Here is a 21,207-nt window from a genome sequence, read left to right as displayed (position 1 = left end):
TGCCGATATCGATGCCGATGACGGCGGGCGAAGCGTCGAGTTTCTGAGACATGGCGTGCTCCTTGTCTTGGGCGCCCTTGCCAGCTTCTCGTACCGCCAGGGCCGCAGCACGGCCGGACCATTCCATTAGCGGAAGTTCGAGCCGAGGCACGCGGAAAACAAATGGTCAGTAAATTGGAACCTGCCTCCTGGGCGAGGGTTTGAGCCGCGTTGTTTCTGCGTGCTTGAGAGGAATACCGGCGATTTCGCTCCAGAATGGCCTTGGGAATAGGCTGCTGGCGGCAACGCCGCCAGCGGACCTTAACTTGCTCGCGCCCTACACCCAGAAAACGTCGTTCGACCTTGATACTGTACTGGTGCGAACGGGAGATGAGTTCAAGCTGGTCTATTTCCCCCTCAGCGGGGCCATAGCGTTCCTAGTTGAAATGTCGGACGGACGCATTGTCGCGTCAACTCTCATGGGCTCGGAAGGGGCGGTCGGCGCTCTCTCCGTCCTAAGTCCCTCACGCTCCCCAGTCACAGCAACTGCCTACGTCCTTGGAGCCGCGCTCCAGGTCCCTGTTTCGCAATTGCAGCTTGCTTATGAGCAAAGCGACACGATCAGGCGTGTTCTACGGCTCCATCTCCGCACACAATTGTTGCAGCTTAACAACGCGGCAGCTTGCAACGCGGTGCATCCGGTGGAGTGCCGCATGGCTCGATGGTTGCTTGAGATTCACGACCACACCGCAGAGAGCGGAATCCAGCTAACGCATGAGGCGCTCGCACAACTTCTCGGGGTCCGCCGAACGACCGTGACGCTAACGATGGGCAGACTTCAGGCCGCGGGCGGCGTCTTATCGGACCGACGCGGAATGCTAGACATCGACCGAAGGCGGCTCGAGAAGATCGCTTGCGAGTGCTACGCCGTGATGCGACACAGAATCAAGCGCATGTATGACAAGGAGCTGGTGGCCGCCTGATCCGCGAAAGTGAGCCGCCGCTCTTTGTTTGACTGGACCTTCGTGCTTGCCTGCGGCTCAGTAACGGCCGACGGTCGCGGTCTAGCGGTAAGTAGCTCACGTTCACCACGCCCCGACAAGCATTAGACCGATAATGGTCAAACACGAGACGCAAGCCACCGTTACAGTGTAGCATTCTGGGGTGTTCATAGTTGCCTCCCGAGCTGTTGCCTGTCACTGCTGCGCCGGGAGAGGCCGCCTGTCTCGGGGCCGCTGTTCGGCACGCCTGTGACCGGTTCGGTGCGGTGTGTTGGTCCTGTCGTCGCTGCTGTGATCCGCAGGATTGTAATCCCACATGTCTGGAGCTTCAGGGCGTTCAGCTGGGATCAGAAGCTGCTTTCGCATTTCAGCGAGGCAGGCGCGGCAATATTCACGATAGAGCAGGTCGAATATGGCGGGCATCGTCACCCCCACCGTTTGAGTGTCAGTGTCAGATCTTTCCACCGCGATCTTCGCGTGATTGTAGCCACTTCAGACGGCTCTTCGATGTGAGCCCGTTCGCAGACTGCACCAGTTCCAAGCTCAACAGCCGATTGGTTGACCTGATTGTCTGCCCGAAAAAACAAAGTCACGCTAACACAGACTATAGCAGCTCATTGTTTCAGGAAAACTTCGTCAAACAACTCCAGGGCGCCGAACGCCAACGAAAATCCAACCACAGCGCGAATAACTTTACCACTGAGTGAGAGCAACATTCGTTGCAAGCCGACCGAGTATGAGGACAGCATTCTTCCACGCGTTGGCCGACGGCGGCTTCGTAGCCAGCGGCACGCGTGACGCCGCGCTCACCACCGCCTCGGCAGAAGTGAAGTGTATCAGCGGCTGGTCCGGCGTGGCGACGTCGTTTTCCGACGTGAGCCGGTGCTATGCCGGGCAGGGCGTCGTTCCTCGACTTCCGGTGTTGGCCCATCTGCGACCTCGGAGCCCACCCGCTCTTTGGCCGATGTTGGCGGCAAACCGGACATCAGGCGGCCGCCGCTTCATGAGTACGTGCCCTAGTACGGCGCCGGCGAAATAGTTTGAGCTTGTGCATGTGAAACTTGGGGCGTGCCGATTACGGCCGATTGCGGCACGTGCAATGGGACACCGGCCCCGGCTGTTTCTCCCAACCTGGCTGGGGTCTACGCGCCCTGCAGAAAGCTGTCAGCACTGTTGGCTGTTTATTTCGAGCGACGCCGTAACGCAGTTCGCTATATGGTTTCGTTCCCGGTTTTTACATCACCGACTGCCGGGCGATCATAAGAAAGCTGCTCCGCAAGTTTATGCTTTGGACTTTGCCGTCGTCGCCGGGTGTTCCGGGATTTTTGTATGAAATACATATTCATCGCGGTCGGCTGCTCGCTGCTGCTGAACCTGCTCTACATTCTCATAGTCACTCCGCCACGTAGGTCGCTCTGGCCTAGACAGCTCGCTCGCACCATTGCTGCGGTCAAGCGACTCATGCAACGCGGACGGCAGCCACCTACCTGAAGGGAGTGAACTTGGGAGTTTTGTGGCGCCATTCCACCCATAGATCGAATGCATCCGACATACGGCTCACCTCCTTGGCTTGACGCGAAATGGACTGTCGATGGAGAAGGCGTCCGGCGCGATCCCGCTCTCGATGCGCTTCCAGGTCACGGGCGCTGCGATCGGAAATCCCTCGCGCGCTCGCGGGGAATAGGTGCCGATCGCCGTCGTCCCGCGGCCATTGCGCAGATAATCGAGGAAGATGCGGCCGCGACGTTTTGATTGCGCAGACAGAAGGTAGCGGTCTGGATGACGCGCTGCGAGCGCGGAGACGAGCTGATGCGCGATCCGATGCGCCTTGTCGTGCAGCATCGGCTGAGCCAGTGGCGCCATCAGATGAATTCCTTTGCCGCCCGTGAGCTTGGGCCAGGTCTCGAAACCCTCGCACTTCATCAGCGTGCGCAGATCGAGCGCGGTCTCCACGACGGCCTCCCAGCCGACGCCCTCGCCGGGATCGAGATCGATCACGATACGGTCGGCATGTTCGAAGTCCTCGACGGTCGCATTCCACGGGTGCAGCTCGACAGCGCCGATCTCGACGAGACCAAAGAGGCCATCGAGGCTGTCGACCCACAGGCGCGTTCCCTGGCCGCCCTCCCGCTTCTGAATACGAAGCTGGTGCACGGCCGCCGGAATGTCCTTCGGCAGCGGCCCCTTGTGGTAGAAGGTGGTGCCTTGCACGTGGCGCACCAGCTTGAGCGGGCGATGGCCGAGGTGCGGGAGGGCCTTCTTCCACACCCTGCGCCAGTAGTCGGCGAGTTCTTCTTTGGACGGTGCAACGGCTTCGGGCAGAAGCTGCAGGATGTTCTCTCTGGGGACGCCGAGCTTCGGGCGGCCGGCCGCGCAGGGCACGAGGCGCGGCGCCTTGACCTTGCGCACCGCAAGATCATCGCGAAAGCCTTTGAACACGGCCTCGCGAAGCAGGCCATCATCGGTAAGCGCGCCATACCGGACCTCGATTTCGAGGATCGGATCGACCCAGGTCGCCTTCGGCTTTTTGACTGGCACGTCCAGGGGAGACGTCTTGCGGATCAACGGATCGAGCCGCTCGCGCAATTCGCGCGCGGTCGTCTCGGTGTAGCCGGTCCGCACCTTGCCGGCATAGAGCAGCTTGCCGTTCTCGCGCCGGCCGACGTAAAGCGAGGCCACTTTCCGGGGGCGCGCCCCTAACTTCTCCACGAACGCGACGATCGGAAAGGCGTCGCTCTTCTTGCACTTGAGCTTGATCCAGCTCTCCTGTCGGCCCGAGCGATAGGGCTCGCCGAGCCGCTTGCCGATCAGGCCTTCCAGCCCCAGCTGGCACCCTTTTTCGAAGATTACGTTGCCGTCGCCCGCAAGCGCCTCGACGTACATGAACGTCTCGGGCGCGTCCTTCAGAAGCCGCTGCAGCAACCGCTTGCGCTCTTCGTACACGACGCCACGCAGGTCATAGCCGTCGAGGTACAAGAGATCGAAGGCGTGATAGCGCACGCGCTCGCTTTGCTTCGGGCCGAGCTCTCGCCTGAGCTGCTGGAAATCCGGCAGGCCGCCACTGCCGTACACCACGGCCTCGCCGTCGATGACCAAGCTGTTTGCTTTGAGTTTGGCCGCGCCCACCGCGATCGAGGAGAACTGTTCCGTCCAGTCCAGGCCGGTCTTCGAATAGACCTTGGCGTCCTCATCTCCCCGGTGCAGTTGAGCGCGGTAGCCGTCGGCCTTGATCTCGTAGACCCAGTCCTTGCCGCGCGGCGGATTCTCGCGCAGCGTGGGATCACACGGCTCGATGTAACCAGGAATCGCAACTTTGGTGGCGCCATGGACACGCGATACTCCCCAACGAGACTGACGCAACGCCACGGCACACATGGCGATTCAACGCCGTCGCGCTGATTCGTTCCGTTCCGCGGAGGCCGCTTGACGGCCTCGCCAGCGCGGCAGGTCGAGGAGGCCAAATCCGACGAAACCGGGTGGTCGCGCTACGTCTGCACCAGGATATTCCACTTGCGCGTCGGTCTCCCGACAGGAGCACCGGGCCTTCGGCGGAGCTCATGATCGTACCGGCAGGCCGAACCCGCGCCCCGAGCAGGTGCGCTCGATGTTACGGGATGAGTTCGTCGGGCTCTGGACGCGGCGCCGCCGTGTCGGCGCGGCGCAGCGGCGGGCCACGAACATCGCCGCGCTCGCGGGGTGGTGGGCGCGTGGACAGGTCCCGGCCGATCGCGGCTCGCAGCTCCATCAGGTCGGTGAACACGTCCGCCTGCCGCCGGAGTTCGTCCGCGATCATCGGCGGCTGGGTCGCCATGGTCGACACCACGCTCACCCGTACGCCTCGGCGCTGCACCGCCTCCACCAGCGAACGGAAAGTGCCGTCGCCCGAAAACAGAACCATTTCGTCGACGTCGCCGGCCATCTCCATGGCATGCACCGCGAGTTCGACGTCCATATTGCCTTTGACCTTGCGCCGTCCGAACGAGTCGACGAACTCCTTTGTCGGTTTGGTCACGACGGTGTAGCCGTTGTAGTCAAGCCAATCGAGCAACGGCCGGATCGAGGAGAATTCCTGATCCTCGATGACAGCCGAGTAGTAGAAGGCGCGGAGCAGGATACCTCGGCTCTGGAATTCCTGCAGAAGGCGCTTGTAGTCGATGTCGAAGCCAAGGCTTCGGGAGGTGGCATGAAGATTGGCGCCGTCGATGAACAGAGCAATCTTGCTGGGCGAGGACGACATGTTGGCAGCCCCAATGATCCCGGCGGAAGCACCGCTCCCGCTTGGCGGATGGTTTGCTCAAAGATGGAGTTTGGGCACGGGGCGGCCTTGGCCCGCCGCTCACTCGCATTCTGCGTTGCGGCAAGAACGTGAGCTCCGACGGAGCAAGGCTATATCCAAGAATTCGAGCTTTCAAATCCTTTTTCATGAACAGTTGAACCAAGAGCCTGCTGCAAAGATAATGCAGTAGGGGACGCCGTGAATGCCGCACGAATTGCCGCTCTTCGAAATCCACCTCAGGCGGCGCCGCCGGGCATGCAGATGGTGTCTCTGCACGACTGATGGGCAAACCATCATGCAAGGCTCGGAAGCCAACCGGCCGGCTGCCCGGTACCAGGCCAATCGGGCGCTCTTTCTGATGCTGCTCGCTTCCGGGAGTCGCTCGGCAGGCCGCGAAGACCCGTCGCGGAGTCGCTCGCGCCGAAGCGCCTGATCACCCGGGAAATTGCCCGCAAGCGGGCCGACAGCTCGTTATCACGCAATCGCCCGTCTAGCGACGTTCATCGTCACTTGAACGCCCTTGTTCGGCGCGGACTCGACCTTGAAGTCCGGTTTCGCGTTTTCCCTCAAGGTCTGCACGATCAGCGCGCCGATCTTTCCCGGGATCGGCCATGTAATGCCCTCAGGCAACCCGACTCCGTCGTCCGCGATGACCACGCGATACCGGTCTTCGCTCTGGCGCAGACATTCGATCGTGATCACGCCGTGGCCGCGGCCTTCGAAGGCATATTTGAAGGAGTTGGTCAGCACCTCGTTCACAACGAGCCCCACCGACCGCGCGGTGTTGACCGAAACCGGGGCATACTCCGTCTTCTGCTCGAGCCGAATTCCCTGGACGGCGCAGGTGTTCATGACCGCGGCGGCGATCTGGCTGAGGTAATGGCCCAGATCGACCTCGTCGCCGGCGGCCTCGTTCGACAGGGCCTGATAGAGCAGATGCAGGGATTCGATGCGGCCGGCCAGCGTGTGCAAGTCGACCCTCTCGCCCCGTCTTTCGTTGCGTGCTTCGAGCCGTATGAGGGCGACGATCAACTGAAGATTGTTCTTCACGCGGTGCTGCAGCTCGCGCAGCAGGATGTCCTTGTCGCGGATCCGGCGCGCATACTCCTCACGCTCGGCACGCGCCCTGTCGGTGATGTCGATCAGCGCCGCGATGCGATAGTTCTCGGTCCCGTCCTCGTTTTGAATGAGACCGGAGAAGGCCTCGACCAGGAGCGGTCTAGGCCGCTCCGCCCGGAAGGTGCCGAGAAACTCTCCTCCGTCCTTCAGCACGGCCAGATCCAGCGAGACGTTCGGATCGCTTTCGTCCGTGAACCCGGCCAGGATCGACCAGCCCTTGCCGGCGCAGTCTTTCGCGTCCTGGCCGAAGAGCGTTTCGAATTCCTTGTTCGCGTAGCAGATGCGCTGGTCGCCGCGGAAGAATTTCGAGACTGGCATCCTGCTCGATGGACGGCGCATTGGTATGATGCGCTCATCGTCAACATGGCCCTACCACCCTGCTGGACGTCTTCGAGGGCCACAGCATCTCGGGTGGAATTCCTACGAGGTCGAATTGCCCCAACAGCTTGTTGTCGGCCGCCAGCTCGCGTTCGCCCTGGAACACACGTACCGTGACGGCATTCTGATTGTCCTCTGCCGTCGAGAACACCTGGCTGCGTTTTGCGGGAATTGTGGTGTTGCGGTTGATCAGCTTCGTCATCACGCCGCCGAGCGTCTCGATACCCAGGGACAGGGGAGTGACGTCGAGCAGCAGCACGTCCTTCACGTCACCCTGCAGCACGCCGGCTTGAATGGCGGCCCCGATGGCCACGACCTCGTCGGGGTTGACGCCCTTATGCGGCTCGCGCCCGAACAAGGCCTGGACGGTCTCCTGCACCTTGGGCATGCGGGTCTGGCCGCCAACCAGCACGACTTCATCGATCTGACCAGGCTCCAGACCGGCGTCCTTCAGGGCAGCCCGGCATGGTGGAATGGTTTTCTGGATGAGGTCGTCGACGATCGCCTCCAGCTTGGCTCGCGTCAGCCTGATGTTGAGGTGCTTGGGTCCGTGCTGGTCCGCGGTGATGAACGGGAGATTGACATCTGTCTCTGTGCTACTCGACAGCTCGATTTTGGCCTTCTCCGCAGCGTCCTTGAGACGCTGTAACGCCAGGCGGTCGTTCCGCAGCTCGATGCCACTTTCTTTCCTGAATTCATCTGCGAGGTAATCGATAATGCGCTTGACGCCCCTGTGCTGGAACTCCTCGATCTCTTGCTCGCGGCACGAGCGGCATCGGCCTCGCCGGCGCGATGAGGACGGCGCGCCGCCGATCGCGCACGCCCAGACTGTCTCCCAGCCCTACATTGTCGCGCTGATGACCGAAGCGGCCGCACTGAAGTCCACGGACAAGGTGCTCGAAATTGGAACCGGTTCAGGCGCGCGGAGCTCAGTGAACTGCGCGGATCGGACGGCGGACGGGCTTCCGCATCACGCAGCCCGTGCACTTTCTCCGGGTCTTGCAGAGCATACGGTCGGAAGCTTGGACAAGGGAGCCGTGCCGCCGTCGAGATCGATCAGCGCATCAATGGCCTCATTGAGCTCCGAGGCCGCATCCGACTGCATGCCTTGCTTCGCGGACGCTACGAGGCGGTATGCGTCTAACGCCCACCGGCGGAGCAGATCTCGCTTCTGCTCCTCGCATAATGTCGGGTCGCGCAGAACCTCGCTCGGTCGCGTATAGCGATCGCAAGTTCGACCTGCACGCTCTCCTCGGCCGCTAGGCCTTTTGCGGCCGCAGGTTGAGGTGGCTTTCTGGCGACGGCACTCGCCGAAGCGCGTAGCGCGTCTTGCCGGTCGCCACACCCACTGCCGGATTGTCTGACATTTGGGATCTTGTTCGGCATAGAATCCTCCCGATACAGCGGGAGCAGGGGTCAAATGGTATCAGTCCCAATACACCTCCAATGGCGTTGCGCCGCTGGGTGTCTGAGCCAAACGCCGGCGAAGGGCGACAAGCAACTAGTGAGCAGCCAAGGAATTTCAAGAAGGACACCAAGCCTCATTACTCCACAAGATTTCCGAAGCCTGAGGAGTTTGCCTGCAGAAACTTCTCGGGAGCGGGTTGGCTATGCCGTCAGCCGCCGTGCCTTTTGGATGAGCAACTGCCGCAGGCGTTGAGGGTCAGGCATCCCCACAGGTCCGTCGTCCCCAACATGATTGGGCTGCCATCCAGGACCTCTGAGGGCGCGTCCGCAGCGAGCGGCCCCTTCAGCCGCCGTGGGCGGAGCCGTCTGCGAGTTGGCCCCGAATCCACCTAGGATCACGCGGGGGCGGGCGCCCCCTGCGCACCGGCAAATGATGGGTCCGCGATCCAGCCAAAGGTCACTCCTCATACTCTTGAATCGGTGTCGCCGTAGGCGGGTGCTCGCCGACGCCCCCGTTACTACCCCCAACTTGTATCGTTGTGTTGGGCAAGAGCGAAACGCCCGGGCGGCCGGCAGGCACGGCGAGGATCGCAGGATACGTGAGGTGTAACTTAGCGTGCGATAAATTCGCATCTAGAATTTGCGCGGGTTGTCGTTCTAGGTCCTCGTTTGTCTCAGCCACAACACACAGTTCGTACGCGCGGTGCCGATTACTGTTCTCGGCCACGAATTCGGATCGGAGTCCGAGTCCCTCCCGCCGTGCCAGATTGAACAGCCGACGGCATTAGGGACGACAAGGTGGGTGCAACGGACCAAGACAATCGATTGGCGGCGCGTCTTGCGCATTGTCTCACGGACGTGTATTACAGCCTCAGCAAGGCAGCGTGAAAAGCACGATTTTTCATAGGGTTACGTAGGAGTCTTCGGAGGTTCGATCCCTCCCGCCCCAGCCAGATGTCAAGCTGTTGAGTTCATTCGGTAAGCAGTTTCACTTTGGGCGCGTTTGGAAACACAGATTTTAAGGCTCGGTCCAGAATCGAACTAAACGGCGTGGCCATGCTGGCTTATCTCCGAGGCTTCCATCCGAACATATACCGTGGAAGCTGGGCGGGCAGGTGTTTTGCCCTCATCGTAGAATAGGGTGCTACGGCGAACGAAGCGGACAACCGGTCCAGATGCGCATGTGCGGAATTGCAGCCGTGCCGCAGTCGGCCCGGCCGGTGGCCTCGGGCGCGGTCGTTGCCCCGCTACCGGGGACCATTACGACTGCAAATCGCGTGGCCTTCGTTTCCTTGGCCGACCGGAACGATATAGACCCCGCACTTCCTGCTGTTGAAAGAGCTCCGCGCAGACGCCACGCAGCCATTGGCTTGCCGGGTCATGATGGAAGCGGGCGTGCCAGTATTGCTTCACCGTAAATCCGGCGATTGCCAGCGGGCAGTCGAGCACGCGCAGTCCGTAATAGTGAGCCAGCGTTTCACCAATGTGCCTTGGAAGGGTGGCGATCAGGTCAGTCGTCCCGACGATTGCAGGCAACCCCAAAAAGCCGGGTAGCTCCAGCCCAACGTCTAGGACTAATTTCTGCTCCTGCAGCGCAGCGGCGAGCAACTGATGCCCGGTGCCGGAGCGAATGAGGACGTGTGCCTCACGCCTGAAATCCTTTGCCGTGATGCGGTCGCGGATCCGGGCATGTTTCGCGCTCGCCAGGCAGACCCAATCCTGCGGAAACAGTGCCTGTTGGAAGTGTCCCGCGTCGAGATCCGAGATGTAGCCGAGCGCCAGATCGGCCTTTCCGGACTGCAGCATTCTTGGGGTGTCGGGGCCGATCTGTGTCGCCTCGATACGAACGCCAGGCGCAACGCGACGGACCTGAGCGAGAATGGAGGGAAGCAGCGTGACGTGACTTCCATCCGTCATGCAAATGGCGAAACGGCGTTTCGCGGTTGTCGGATCGAAGTCGCTGCGAAGCTCGGCCAGGCGACGCAGCATCTCCAGCGCCTGCCTCGCCGTGCCGATCAGAGCCTCCGCGCGCGGCGTCGGCAGCATGCCGTCTGCTGACCGGACGAAGAGCGGATCGTCTAATTCCTTTCGCAGACGGGCCAGCCAGATCGAAATGGTCGGCTGACTTTGACCGAGCTTCTCGGCTGCCTTGGTGACGCTACCCGTTGCGAACAATGCGTCGAACAGCCTGAGCAGGCGCGGGTCCAGCAGGTTGGTCTCGATGGGATCCTGGTGCTTCATTGCGATTCACAATAATTGCTATAAAGATCATAATATATCTAAATATCGAGCGGCCGGCTACCGTGCTTCCAACGCCGAGAATGGCGCGGGAGAAGCGTTCGGATGAGGATCTGCTTTATCGGAGCGGGAGCCTTGGGCTCGACCATCGGCGGTACGCTGGCGCGCGGCGGGGCCGAGGTCTGGCTGATCGATCCGTTCCAGGCTCATGTCGACGCTATCAATGCCGGCGGCCTACGGGTGCTCGAAGTTGGCGCCGAGACCGTTGTGAAGGTCACTGCGTGCACTTCCGCGACCCAGGTTGGCGTAGAGGCAGACCTCGTCATTGTCCTCGTCAAATCCTACCACACGCGGGATGCCATCCGTGCCGCGGCGCCGATCATCGGGCCGCGGACGGTCGTGATGTCGCTTCAGAACGGTCTTGGTCACGAGGACATCCTGTCGGAGGAGGTTGGTCGTGACCGGGTCATGGCGGGCAAGACCTACGTCGGCGGTGTGCTGCTCGGCCCTGGTCATGTTCGTTCCGGGGTCCTCGGCAAGGAGACCATCATCGGCGAGCTTGACGGTCGCTTGACGGAACGTGCGCAGCTAATCTCCGGGACTTTTAATCGCGCCGGAATTCTCACGCGGCTCAGCGACAACATCTTGGGCACGATGTGGGACAAGTTGTTCATCAACGTCGCCGGAGGAGGAATTACCGCCGTTACCGGGCTGACTTATGGCGGCCTGTATTCGCTGCCAGTTCTGGAAGATTGCGCGCTGGCCGCAATCTCGGAGGGCATCGCGGTTGCGCAAGCTGCCGGCGTGAAGATCTCGATTACCGATCCGCGACGCGCCTGGACGATGGCGTCCGCCGGACTTCCGCCCGAGTTCAAGACGTCGATGCTGCAGAGCTTGCAGTCCGGCAATCTGACCGAGGTTGACTACATCCACGGCTCCGTCGTGCGTTGGGGCGCCAGGCTCAACGTGCCGACCCCCGTCAATTCCACCCTCGTCGCGCTGGTCAAAGGCATCGAATACGCCCGCAGCGACTATCCTGGAAGGTCTTGAGACAATGTCATTGCCCCGCGCTTATGTCGAACACGTCGCGATCCGTGTGCCGGACGTTGATCGTCACGTCGACTTCTTTCGTGAGGTGCTTGGTCTCGCCAATCGCGATGAGCAACCCGCCGATGGTACGCGCCCGCGTCAGGTTTGGGTGCTCGGAAGCGTGCAACTCATTGAAGATCCGAATTTCGTCGGACCAGAGGGGCGTCTCGCCCATCTCGGCATCATGGTCGACGATTACGAAGGTGTACTCACCCGTGCCGCCGCCTGGGGCGCCAAGGCGTTGCCCGCCGGGCCGAACTGGCTCGAGCTGCCGGGCGGGCTCAACGTCGAAATCTTGCAAGCCAGCGCAGGCGCCGTGGAAGCCGCCCTGGCGATCAATCCCCGTGCCTAGAGGAAGACGCGATATGACAGATGAGCGCTACTGGGACGATGCCAAGGTCGGCGATGAATGCGTTACGCCACCGGTGACGGTCACAGAAGGAATGGTAAATGCCTACGCCGAACTGACGGGCGATTTCACGCCGGTCCATGTCGACGAGGAGTACGCGAAGACAACGCCGTTCGGCACGCGCGTCGCGCACGGGCTGTTTGGTCTGTCGCTGGCCGACGGTTTGAAGACCCGTGCCTACTACCGCTTCCTCCCGGGAATGTCGCTGGGCTGGACGTGGGATTTCAAGCTGCCGATCAAGCTCGGGGACACCGTGCACGTGAAGTTCCGCGTGGGTTCAATGCGCGAGACAAAGCGGGACGGGTGGGGCATCGTGGTGCTGCCCTCGGAGCTGATTAATCAGCGCGGCGAAGTGGTGCAGCTCGGTGAGCATCGGCTGATGATTCCGATGCGCCCGAAGACCGGCGTCGCGGGAGAGCGCGCATGACCGCGCAAGATCTGCCGCTCAAAGGCGTCCGCGTCATCGACTACAGCCATTTCCTGGCCGGCCCGTTCATGGGCCGTTGCCTCGCCGCGATGGGCGCGGAGGTCATCAAGGTGGAGCGTCCAAAGGGCGGCGACGCAGGCCGGGCCCATGGATATTTCAAGGACGAACAATCCGGCTACTTCCTACAGCAGAATATGGGGAAGCAGGGACTTTGCATCGACCTGCGCGACAAGCGTGGTCTCGACATGATGATGAAGCTGGTCGACACAGCCGATGTCTTCATCGAGAATTACCGACCCGGCGCACTCGAACGTCTCGGGCTTGGTTACAAAGCGCTATCGGGGCGGAATCCGAAGCTGATCTATTGCTCGGTCTCCGCCTATGGTCACACCGGTCCCTATGCCGATCGTCCGGGCTTCGGCCTGATCGCAGAGGCGATGTCGGGGGCCCTGGCGCAATTGGGCAATCCCGGCGAAGCGCCGCCACTGCTGCGGATGCCGCTGGCCGATATGTACACTGGCATTCATGGCGTCGCTGCTATCAATGCGGCGCTGGTTGGCCGTGCGTCGTCCGGGCGCGGCCAACATATCGATCTGGCGCTGTACGATTGCATGGTCTCGATGCACGACTATGCGGTTCAGCGTTACTTCCTCTCGGGCGGCGCTGACCTGCCGAAGCAAACCGGCAGCGGACAGCCGGACTCGACCGTTTACGGGGTCTTTCCGGCCAAGGACGGCAATCTTGTCATCGCTGCGCAAGTCGATGATGCGTGGCGACGATTGGCGAGCCTGATTGGAGGAGACACGCTGGCATTGGACGAGCGTTTCGCCAAGCCCGCCGCGCGGAACGCCCATTATGCTGAAGCCATGGAGATTGTGCGCAACTGGACGCTATCACAGCCGTCTCGGGATGCGTGTCTTGCGGCACTCGAGGAAGCAGGTGTGCCGTCCGCTCCCGTGCAGACCATCGAAGAGGTCGCGAGGGATCCGCAGATCCATGCGCGCGGCATGCTGGTCGAGCAGGAGCATCCGGTGCTCGGCAAGGTAACGCTGCCGAACCTGCCGTTCCGGTTCTCCGATTGCGACACTACGGTGCGTACTCCGGCGCCACTGCTTGGGCAGGACAATCGCCGCATTGCCGCATCGCTGGGACTGTCGGCCGAAGCCGTCGACGCGATGGTGCGCGACGGCGTGCTTTACAACGAAGCTGCAGTGCGGGAGTGAGCGATGAGCGATCGTTATGCGGTGATTGGCAATCCGATCGGCTTCAGCAAATCACCCTTGATCCATGGCACTTTCGCCAGAATGACGGGACAGGATCTCGTCTATGAGGCGATCGAGGGACCTATCGATGGCTTCAGCCGACGGGTCGACCAATTCCGGACAGAGGGTGCCAAGGGGCTGAACATCACCGCCCCTTTCAAGCTCGATGCCTTCGCTTATGCAAATGAGCTTTCAGAGAGCGCCAGACGGGCAGGTGCCGCAAACTGCCTGAAATTCGAGGGCGACCGGATCATCGCCGAAAATTTCGACGGGGTAGGGCTGGTGCAGGACATCACTGCCAATCTCGGCGTCAAAATGGCCGGTCGGCGCGTCCTGATGCTCGGCGCCGGGGGAGCGGCGCGTGGCGCGTTGCTGCCTTTCCTGCGCCAGCAACCGTCCGAGTTGGTTCTCGTCAATCGAACGCTGTCCAAAGCCGTGGCATTGGCCGAAGAGTTTGCCGGCTGTGGTCCCCTGATGGTGAGCGGCTACGCTGAACTGGCGGACCTTGCCGAGGGCTATGACGTCGTGGTCAACGCGACCTCTGCCAGCCTGCGAGGTGAAATGCCGCCGCTTCCGGGGAATGTCTTCCAGGGCGCGGAGCTGGCGTACGAACTTGCCTATGGCAAAGGATTGACTCGCTTTCTGCAAGCGGCCCGCGCCGAAGGCGTGGCCAAACTGGCTGACGGCGTCGGCATGCTGGTCGAGCAGGCGGCGGAAGCCTTCGTCTGGTGGCGCGGCGTGCGACCGAGCACGGCCCAGGTCATCGCCGAATTGACTGTTCCATTGAGCTGACGGACGACGCCGACAATGCATCGCAAACCCGGCTTTCTCGTCGGCCTGATCGGCAGCGGCATCTCGGCGTCTCGCACGCCGCCCATGCACGAAGCGGCCGCCGACGCCGCTGGCATCCGCTATCTCTACAAGAAGATCGATCTGACCGAGTTGAACCTCGGCGTCGAAGCATTGCCGGAATTGCTCACGGCCGCAAGGCGGATGGGCTTTGACGGTTTGAACGTAACCCATCCCTGCAAGCAGGCGATCCTTCCACTGCTGGACGAGCTTTCGCCCGACGCCGAGGCGCTTGGTGCGGTGAACACCGTGGTCGTCAGGAACGGCCGAATGACCGGCCACAACACCGACTGGTTCGGCTTCGCGGAGAATTTCCGCCGCAACATGCAAGGTGCACCACTTGGTCGCGTCGTGCAATTCGGCGCAGGCGGCGCCGGTGCGGCGGTTGCTTTCGCGCTGATGAAGCTTGGCGTGCAGGAACTGACCATCATAGACGTCGACCTGGCCAAGGCGCAGAGCGTGGTCGACGGCTTGTCCTCTCGATTTGTAGAAGGGCGCTTGAGGGTCGGCCAGGATGTTGCCGCCGCCGTGGCGGCCGCAGACGGAATTGTCAACGCGACGCCGATCGGCATGGACAAATATCCGGGAACGCCGCTGCCGCTGGCGATGCTGTGTTCCGGTCTCTGGGTTGCCGAGATCATCTACTTCCCGCTGGAGACCGCGCTGCTGCGCGCGGCGCGGGCCCTCGGCTGCCGCACGGTCGATGGTGGCGGAATGGCTATCTTCCAGGGCACCGAAGCGTTCCGCCTGTTCACGGGCGTCTCGCCTGATCCAGACGTCTTCTTCGCAACTTTCGCATCCCTGGGAGGGTGACACCCGGCCGATGGGCGAGCGGCACGCACAACGCCCGAGAGGAAACGCAAGATGGGCTACACGCTCGATTTCTCGGTGGTTTGGCACGCAATGCCCGCGTTGCTGTGGGGTTGCGTGGGGACGTTGGGTTTGGCGCTTGCTGGCATGACGCTCGCAATGATCATCGGCGTCGCGGGCGTCGCGGCCCGCGATCCGAAGGCGGCCTGGTTGCGCGCCATCGTGATCGGCTTCGTCGAAATCGTGCGCAACACGCCGTTCCTGGTGCAGATCTTCTTTCTGTTCTTTGCACTGCCGCTCGTCGGGGTAAAGCTCAATCCGACCGCCACGGCCATTATCGCACTCGGCGTCAACGGAGGCGCGTACGCCATCGAGATCATCCGCGGCGGCGTGCAATCGATTCACAAAGGGCAAATCGAGGCTGGCTACGCGCTCGGACTGCACAAAGGGCAGGTATTCCGTTCCATCGTACTCAAGCCCGCGCTTCGCGCGATCTATCCCTCGCTCACGGGACAGTTCATCATGCTGACGCTGACCTCGTCGATCTGTTCGGCTGTGTCGGCTTACGAATTGACGTCGGTCGCGCAGCGAATCGAAAGCGACACATTCCGCAGCTTCGAGGTCTATTTTTTCGTCACTTTCCTCTACCTCGCGATCTCCTGGCTGCTGATGGCGGGCTTCGCAATCATCTCTCACCGCTTCTTCTCATATCCGACGCGCTGAGGAGCACAGATCATGACACCGCATTTCGGCGTTCCCGAGTTCGGCTTCCTCCTGCGTGGTCTGCAATGGACGGTACTCCTGACGCTGGTTGCATTCGTCGGTGGCTGTACCGCCGGCCTGGTCGTCGCATTGTTGCGCACCTGCGGTCGCACGACCGTGGAATGGATAGTTCGGATCTATATCGGAATCTTCCAGGGGACACCGCTGCTGCTGCAACTGTTCGTGGTGTATTACGGCTTGGCGCTCCTCGGATTGAAGCTGTCAGCATTCGTTGCGGTCGCGATTGGGTTCACCGTCAACGCCTCGGCTTTTCTGGGCGAGATCTGGCGCGGCGCAATCCAGGCCGTGCCTCGCGGTCAGACCGAGGCCGCGATGGCGCTCGGTCTACACTATTCCGCGCGCATGCGCGACATCGTGCTGCCGCAAGCCATTCGCATCGCGCTGCCGGCGACCATTGGCTATCTCGTGCAGCTCATCAAGGGTACCTCGCTCGCTGCCATCGTCGGCTTCATCGAACTCGCCCGCGCCGGTCAAATCGTGTCGAACCAGACCTACCAGCCGTTGCTCGTCTTCGGTGTGGTCGGCGCGATGTATTTCATCCTCTGCTGGCCACTCTCGTGGTGGGGCAGTCGGATGGAGGCCAGGCTCGCCCTGGCCGGTCAAAGGTAGGTTCGGCGCACCTACTCAATCAAACACAGCCATCACCAGGAGGAGATACTCATGTTGTTTTCGCTCAATCGCCGCCAACTCGGCGTTACGCTGCTGACGCTGTCGGCCATCGTTGTCGCAGGCGGCTCGCAGGCGGGCACTCTGGAGGACGTGAAGAAGAAGGGCGTCGTCGTCATCGGCATTCAGGGCGATAATCCGCCCTGGGGCTATGTCGATAGCTCAGGAAAGCAGGATGGGATCGATGCCGACATGGGGCGTGCCTTCGCTGAATATCTCGGCGTGAAGGCCGAGTTCGTCCCGCTGGCGGTGGCCAATCGTATTCCGGCGCTGACCACAGGCCGCGTAGACATTCTGTTCGCGACCATGGCCATGCTGCCCGAGCGTGCGAAGGTGGTACAATATTCCAAACCCTATGTTGCCAATGAGATTACACTTGTCGCTGCCCAGGCAACGCCGATCAACAGTAACGCCGATATGGGGAAGTACGTTATCGGCGTCCCACGCTCCTCCACGCAGGACACCCAGGTAACCAATAATGCTCCTGCGGGCGCCGAAATCCGCAGGTTTGATGATGACGCGGCCACGATCCAGGCACTGCTCTCGGGTCAGGTGCAGGCGGTCGGGGCAAACAGCTTCTACCCGCAGCGTCTGAACGCTGCAAAGCCGGAACTTGGGTTCGAGCCCAAGCTTCACTTCACCGCCTTGTACAACGGGGCCTGCACGCGCCTCGGAGAGAAGGAGTGGAACGAGACGGCGAACAAATTCGTCGACCAGATCAAGTCCAATGGCAAATTGGCCGCTTTCTACGCCAAGTGGATGAAGGCGCCCGTGCCGGTCTTCCCCGACTCGGTCCCCGGCGTTCCGTTCACAGTTCAATAGTCACTGCAAGCGGCCGACGCGCTGGGCGCGTTGGCCGCCGTCCGATAACGGAGGCCGAATCCATGCAGGACCAGATCCTGATCGAAATGAAGGGCGTGCAGAAATGGTACGGCGGGTATCAGGCTCTCCGCAACGTTGACCTCACTGTGCGCAGAGGGGAAAAGATCGTGCTTTGCGGTCCGTCCGGTTCGGGCAAGTCGACGCTGATACGCTGTATCAACCGCCTGGAGGCAATCCAGCAGGGCAGTATCGTGGTGAACGGTCATCGGTTTGACGACAGCATCAAAGCCATCGATGTCGTACGCCAGGACGTCGGCATGGTCTTTCAGAGCTTCAACCTTTTTCCGCATATGACGGTCTTGCAGAACTGCATGCTCGCGCCCATTCGCGCGCGCCGCATCAGCAAGACCGAAGCGGAGGCGAGCGCGCGAAAATATCTCGAGCGGGTGCGCATTGGCGAGCAGGCCGAGAAGTATCCGGCGCAACTCTCGGGCGGTCAGCAGCAACGTGTCGCGATCGCGCGTGCTCTCTGCATGCAGCCCAAGGTCATGTTGTTTGATGAACCGACTTCGGCTCTCGATCCGGAAATGGTCAAGGAAGTGCTCGACACGATGATTGGCCTCGCCAACGACGGCATGACCATGATTTGCGTCACCCATGAAATGGGTTTTGCCCGCCAGGTTGCCGACCGTGTCATCTTCATGGCTGAAGGGCAGATCATCGAAGAAGGTGTGCCCGACGCTTTCTTCCGCAATCCGCAGCACGCTCGCACCAAGCAGTTCCTTGGCGAGATCCTCGCCCATCACTGAACGGAGTTATTCCATGAGCCGTCTTGTCTACGTCCTCAACGGGCCAAATCTCAATTTGCTTGGCAAGCGTCAGCCCCACATCTATGGCCACGAGACGCTTGCGGATGTGGAGCGAGATTGTCGGGGGCTAGCCACGGAGCTGGCTCTGGAGATGCGCTTTCACCAGTCGAACAGGGAATACGAGCTGATCGACTGGATCCACGAGGCGCGCGAGACGGCTGTCGGCATCGTCATGAATCCCGCGGCTTTCACCCATACCTCGGTCGCCATCCTAGACGCTTTGAACACGTTCGAGGGGACAGTAATCGAGGTGCACATTTCCAATGTGCACAAGCGCGAGGAATTCCGCCACCGCTCGTTCGTTTCCAAACGAGCTGATGGCGTTATTGCAGGCTTCGGCACTCAGGGTTATCTGCTCGGTTTGCGTCGGTTGGCCAAGCTGCTCGATGAGAAGGGATAGAATCGTATGAGTGCACCCGTCCGCCTGACGGTCATGGGAGCGGGTCTCATCGGCAAGCGACACATTGAACATATTCTCGCGCGGCCGGAGGCGGTCTTATCGTCAATCGTCGATCCGATGCCGGTTGCACGGGAGTTGGCGGTATCGCTCAAGGTGGACTGGTTTTCGTCCGTTCAGGACATGATCTCTGAAAACCGGCCGGAGGGGGTGGTTGTCGCCACCCCCAACCAGATGCACGTGGCCAACGGCATGGATTGTATCGCTGCGGGCATCCCGGCACTGATCGAGAAGCCGTTAGCGGATGATATCGTGGCGGCACAGACGTTGGTCGAAGCATCCGAGCGGGCGGGCGTGCCGCTGCTAACCGGCCACCACCGTCGCCACAACCCGATGATCCAGCGCGCCAAGGCGGAGATCGACAGCGGCAGGCTCGGTCAGATCGTGTCAGTGCATGGCATGTTCTGGCTGATCAAGCCGGACGATTATTTTGAAGTGCCCTGGCGCGGCGAGAAAGGAGCGGGTCCCGCTTTCGTGAATCTCATCCACGATGTCGACCTGCTGCGGTACCTGTGCGGGGATATCGTGGCGGTACAGGCTGCCCAATCCAATCGGCTGCGTGGAAATGCGGTCGAAGAGACCGCGGTGATCATCCTGCACTTCGCGTCCGGCGCGCTGGGAACGGTCAATGTCTCCGATACCATCCAGTCGCCTTGGAGCTGGGAATTCACCACCGGAGAGAATCCGGCCTACAGCCATACGCTGGAGACCTGCTACCAGATCGGCGGCACGAGGGCATCGCTGGCCATTCCGCAACTCGATCTGTGGCATCACCCGAGCAAGGCCAGCTGGTGGGCGCCGATCGAGCGCGAGCGGCTGAGGTTCGAGAAAGAAGACCCGCTTGGCCTGCAGATCGCAAATTTCTGTGGCGTTATCCGCGGCACGGCCACACCTGTGGTGAGCGGGCGCGAAGGGCTAAAAACGCTCAGGGTGATCGACGCGGTCAAGCGCGCAGCGGAAACCGAAGATCTCGTATCGTTTTGACTCTGGTAAGCACAGGTGTCTACGCTGAAGTATCGATATTTTATTTGGCGAACCATCAAGGTGCCGCTGATAGACAATGCTGGGAGCACTATGATCCTGCCACGAAGGCCCGTTTTCGGCCGGATAAACCCAGTGGTGCGATCGGTAAGTCATTGATTGTTCTCTACCCGTCGCTATCTTAATCAGCGGGTCCCAGGTTCGAGCCCTGGTGCGCCCACCAAATAAATCAAGACCTTAGCAAGAGAAACCGTTTGAGACCGACGGACTAAAACGGTTTTTCAAACGGTGTTCTTGACGGCCAGCCGGCGAGTCCACTCTCGGCATTGTGATCTACTCTGTCCGTCTCGACGGAGGCCAAGGCGACTCGAAGGCCGTACGGCAGAACCACTTCCTTGATGTTGTATGTAGATCAGAGCCGCCCGACATAGCCGGCATTTTTCCACTTCTGTTCAATTTCATCAGCGACGCATTGGGCAGCTGCGCAGCGCCTCCACCGAAATAGTGCTTGAAGTCGATGTGAACTCTTATGTTGTCTGGCCAATAAGCCGCCATGCGGTCATAGAGGAGAACCGATCCCGTCTCGAAGCGCCGATAGACTGATTTGTGCATCGGCGATTTTGATCCGCCATTCGGAGGTTCGATCCCTCCCGCCGCAGCCAAGCAGTCACTCAATTATAGAGAGTGGGACCGTATTGGCTGAAAGTGCCGCATTTTACGGGATTTTTGTGCGGCTCTTTAAAGTCTCTGCTCCTCTGAAACCGGCAACCTTGGCGAGAAGTCGTCGAAAGTCTCCAGCCCAAACCGCAGAAATTACCTTTTTCCGTGGAGACGATTGGCAGAGACCGGTTCGATCACCACTGGACAGTGGGGGTGGCAGTGAATTTTGACGGTTTCAAACCGCTCGACGACTATTGGCTCTGCGATGGCGATAGCTATTCTGCAGAAGCGGAAAACGGAACTCGAAATTGCTAAACGGCTCTGTCGAACGGTTGCTATCGCATGCGCGGCAGGGCTCACAGGGGACAGTGGTGATGCGACAGCGCGTTCGCTTTGAAAGCGAGTGCAACCACACCCTTTAAATTGATCACTTCTCTCTCCAGAGGCATACGTAGCCAAGCGCGCATTCACGCTTCGCAGTCGATAACCGCTCCGAGTGGGGGCAAGTGGGACGGTCGGTAAGGTTCATGAGCATACTGAACCAATCTCATTATATACTGTCGAGCCGCGGAAGCCCTTCCCACCAGCACCGATCGTGTCCCGTGGCGTGGTGTAGCTGGCGGCGGGTCACCGCGTTCGCCGGCTGGAGAGCCGGGCTGGTCAGCTGGCGATAGCCGTGATGCTGACGCTCGGATCATCGCTCAACGGCGCGATGGTTTCCAGTG

The 21,207-nt window shown here is 61.0% G+C and carries 18 protein-coding genes and 1 pseudogene; 14 read left to right on the top strand and 5 right to left on the bottom strand.

Annotation, left to right across the window (positions count from 1 at the left end; translation table 11 throughout):
• Nucleotides 1–305: 305 nt before the first annotated feature.
• Entirely contained in the window at nucleotides 306–962 is a 657-nt protein-coding gene (locus AC0L3B_RS36495) for a Crp/Fnr family transcriptional regulator (RefSeq protein WP_240543263.1), read from the top strand.
• 1,575 nt (nucleotides 963–2,537) lie between these two features.
• Here the strand turns inward: AC0L3B_RS36495 and ligD are convergent.
• From ligD to AC0L3B_RS36475, 4 genes and pseudogenes are all read right to left on the bottom strand, one after another.
• On the bottom strand, nucleotides 2,538–4,355 hold the full coding sequence (gene ligD, locus AC0L3B_RS36490; RefSeq protein WP_018460435.1) for a DNA ligase D: 1,818 nt from the start codon (nucleotides 4,353–4,355) through the stop codon (nucleotides 2,538–2,540).
• Between the two features lie 232 nt (nucleotides 4,356–4,587).
• Nucleotides 4,588–5,217 (bottom strand): LabA-like NYN domain-containing protein, encoded by a 630-nt coding sequence (locus tag AC0L3B_RS36485; RefSeq protein ID WP_204511995.1) that lies wholly within the window; start codon nucleotides 5,215–5,217, stop codon nucleotides 4,588–4,590.
• Nucleotides 5,218–5,730: 513 nt separating this feature from the next.
• Nucleotides 5,731–6,693, bottom strand: a complete 963-nt coding sequence (locus tag AC0L3B_RS36480; protein WP_473382280.1) for a sensor histidine kinase — start codon at nucleotides 6,691–6,693, stop codon at nucleotides 5,731–5,733.
• A 91-nt stretch (nucleotides 6,694–6,784) separates the two neighbouring features.
• Nucleotides 6,785–7,474, bottom strand: a pseudogene (locus tag AC0L3B_RS36475) (Hsp70 family protein); the annotation flags it as partial.
• Between AC0L3B_RS36475 and AC0L3B_RS36470 the strand changes: the two are divergent.
• Nucleotides 7,470–7,976, top strand: coding sequence for a protein-L-isoaspartate O-methyltransferase family protein (locus tag AC0L3B_RS36470; protein WP_083926605.1), 507 nt, complete (start codon nucleotides 7,470–7,472; stop codon nucleotides 7,974–7,976). The pseudogene AC0L3B_RS36475 and the gene AC0L3B_RS36470 sit on opposite strands and share 5 nt — an antisense overlap.
• A gap of 1,444 nt (nucleotides 7,977–9,420) precedes the next feature.
• Here AC0L3B_RS36470 and AC0L3B_RS36465 read toward each other — a convergent pair.
• Nucleotides 9,421–10,401, bottom strand: coding sequence for a LysR family transcriptional regulator (locus AC0L3B_RS36465; protein WP_018460432.1), 981 nt, complete (start codon nucleotides 10,399–10,401; stop codon nucleotides 9,421–9,423).
• 102 nt (nucleotides 10,402–10,503) lie between these two features.
• Between AC0L3B_RS36465 and AC0L3B_RS36460 the strand changes: the two genes are divergently transcribed.
• The 12 genes from AC0L3B_RS36460 to AC0L3B_RS36405 all read left to right on the top strand — a co-directional run bounded on the left by AC0L3B_RS36460 (nucleotide 10,504) and on the right by AC0L3B_RS36405 (nucleotide 19,825).
• Entirely contained in the window at nucleotides 10,504–11,448 is a 945-nt protein-coding gene (locus AC0L3B_RS36460; RefSeq protein WP_026234030.1) for a ketopantoate reductase family protein, read from the top strand.
• 4 nt (nucleotides 11,449–11,452) lie between these two features.
• A complete protein-coding gene (locus AC0L3B_RS36455; RefSeq protein WP_026234029.1) occupies nucleotides 11,453–11,839 on the top strand; it encodes a VOC family protein in 387 nt (128 codons plus the stop codon).
• A gap of 13 nt (nucleotides 11,840–11,852) precedes the next feature.
• Entirely contained in the window at nucleotides 11,853–12,323 is a 471-nt protein-coding gene (locus AC0L3B_RS36450; protein ID WP_018460428.1) for a MaoC family dehydratase, read from the top strand.
• Nucleotides 12,320–13,546 carry a CaiB/BaiF CoA transferase family protein gene (locus AC0L3B_RS36445; protein WP_018460427.1) on the top strand — a complete coding sequence of 409 codons (1,227 nt, stop codon included), beginning with the start codon at nucleotides 12,320–12,322 and terminating at the stop codon, nucleotides 13,544–13,546. The genes AC0L3B_RS36450 and AC0L3B_RS36445 overlap by 4 nt, the downstream gene beginning before the upstream one ends.
• A 3-nt stretch (nucleotides 13,547–13,549) precedes the next feature.
• Nucleotides 13,550–14,377, top strand: coding sequence for a shikimate dehydrogenase (aroE, locus tag AC0L3B_RS36440; protein ID WP_018460426.1), 828 nt, complete (start codon nucleotides 13,550–13,552; stop codon nucleotides 14,375–14,377).
• Nucleotides 14,378–14,392: 15 nt separating this feature from the next.
• Entirely contained in the window at nucleotides 14,393–15,247 is an 855-nt protein-coding gene (locus tag AC0L3B_RS36435) for a shikimate dehydrogenase (protein WP_247299819.1), read from the top strand.
• Between the two features lie 51 nt (nucleotides 15,248–15,298).
• Nucleotides 15,299–15,967: an amino acid ABC transporter permease gene (locus tag AC0L3B_RS36430; protein WP_473382269.1), complete on the top strand. Its 669-nt coding sequence runs from the start codon at nucleotides 15,299–15,301 to the stop codon at nucleotides 15,965–15,967.
• Nucleotides 15,968–15,979: 12 nt separating this feature from the next.
• Entirely contained in the window at nucleotides 15,980–16,636 is a 657-nt protein-coding gene (locus AC0L3B_RS36425; protein WP_018460423.1) for an amino acid ABC transporter permease, read from the top strand.
• A gap of 51 nt (nucleotides 16,637–16,687) precedes the next feature.
• On the top strand, nucleotides 16,688–17,515 hold the full coding sequence (locus tag AC0L3B_RS36420) for a transporter substrate-binding domain-containing protein (RefSeq protein WP_018460422.1): 828 nt from the start codon (nucleotides 16,688–16,690) through the stop codon (nucleotides 17,513–17,515).
• Nucleotides 17,516–17,577: 62 nt separating this feature from the next.
• Nucleotides 17,578–18,324 carry an amino acid ABC transporter ATP-binding protein gene (locus AC0L3B_RS36415; RefSeq protein WP_018460421.1) on the top strand — a complete coding sequence of 249 codons (747 nt, stop codon included), beginning with the start codon at nucleotides 17,578–17,580 and terminating at the stop codon, nucleotides 18,322–18,324.
• A gap of 13 nt (nucleotides 18,325–18,337) precedes the next feature.
• Nucleotides 18,338–18,784 carry a type II 3-dehydroquinate dehydratase gene (aroQ, locus tag AC0L3B_RS36410; protein ID WP_018460420.1) on the top strand — a complete coding sequence of 149 codons (447 nt, stop codon included), beginning with the start codon at nucleotides 18,338–18,340 and terminating at the stop codon, nucleotides 18,782–18,784.
• 6 nt (nucleotides 18,785–18,790) lie between these two features.
• Nucleotides 18,791–19,825: a Gfo/Idh/MocA family protein gene (locus tag AC0L3B_RS36405; RefSeq protein ID WP_473382264.1), complete on the top strand. Its 1,035-nt coding sequence runs from the start codon at nucleotides 18,791–18,793 to the stop codon at nucleotides 19,823–19,825.
• Nucleotides 19,826–21,207 lie beyond the last annotated feature (1,382 nt).

This window comes from Bradyrhizobium sp. Kon56, assembly GCF_055807635.1.
The sequence above is the reverse complement of the archived record's forward strand: the minus strand, read 5'-3'. Positions and strand labels throughout refer to the sequence as shown.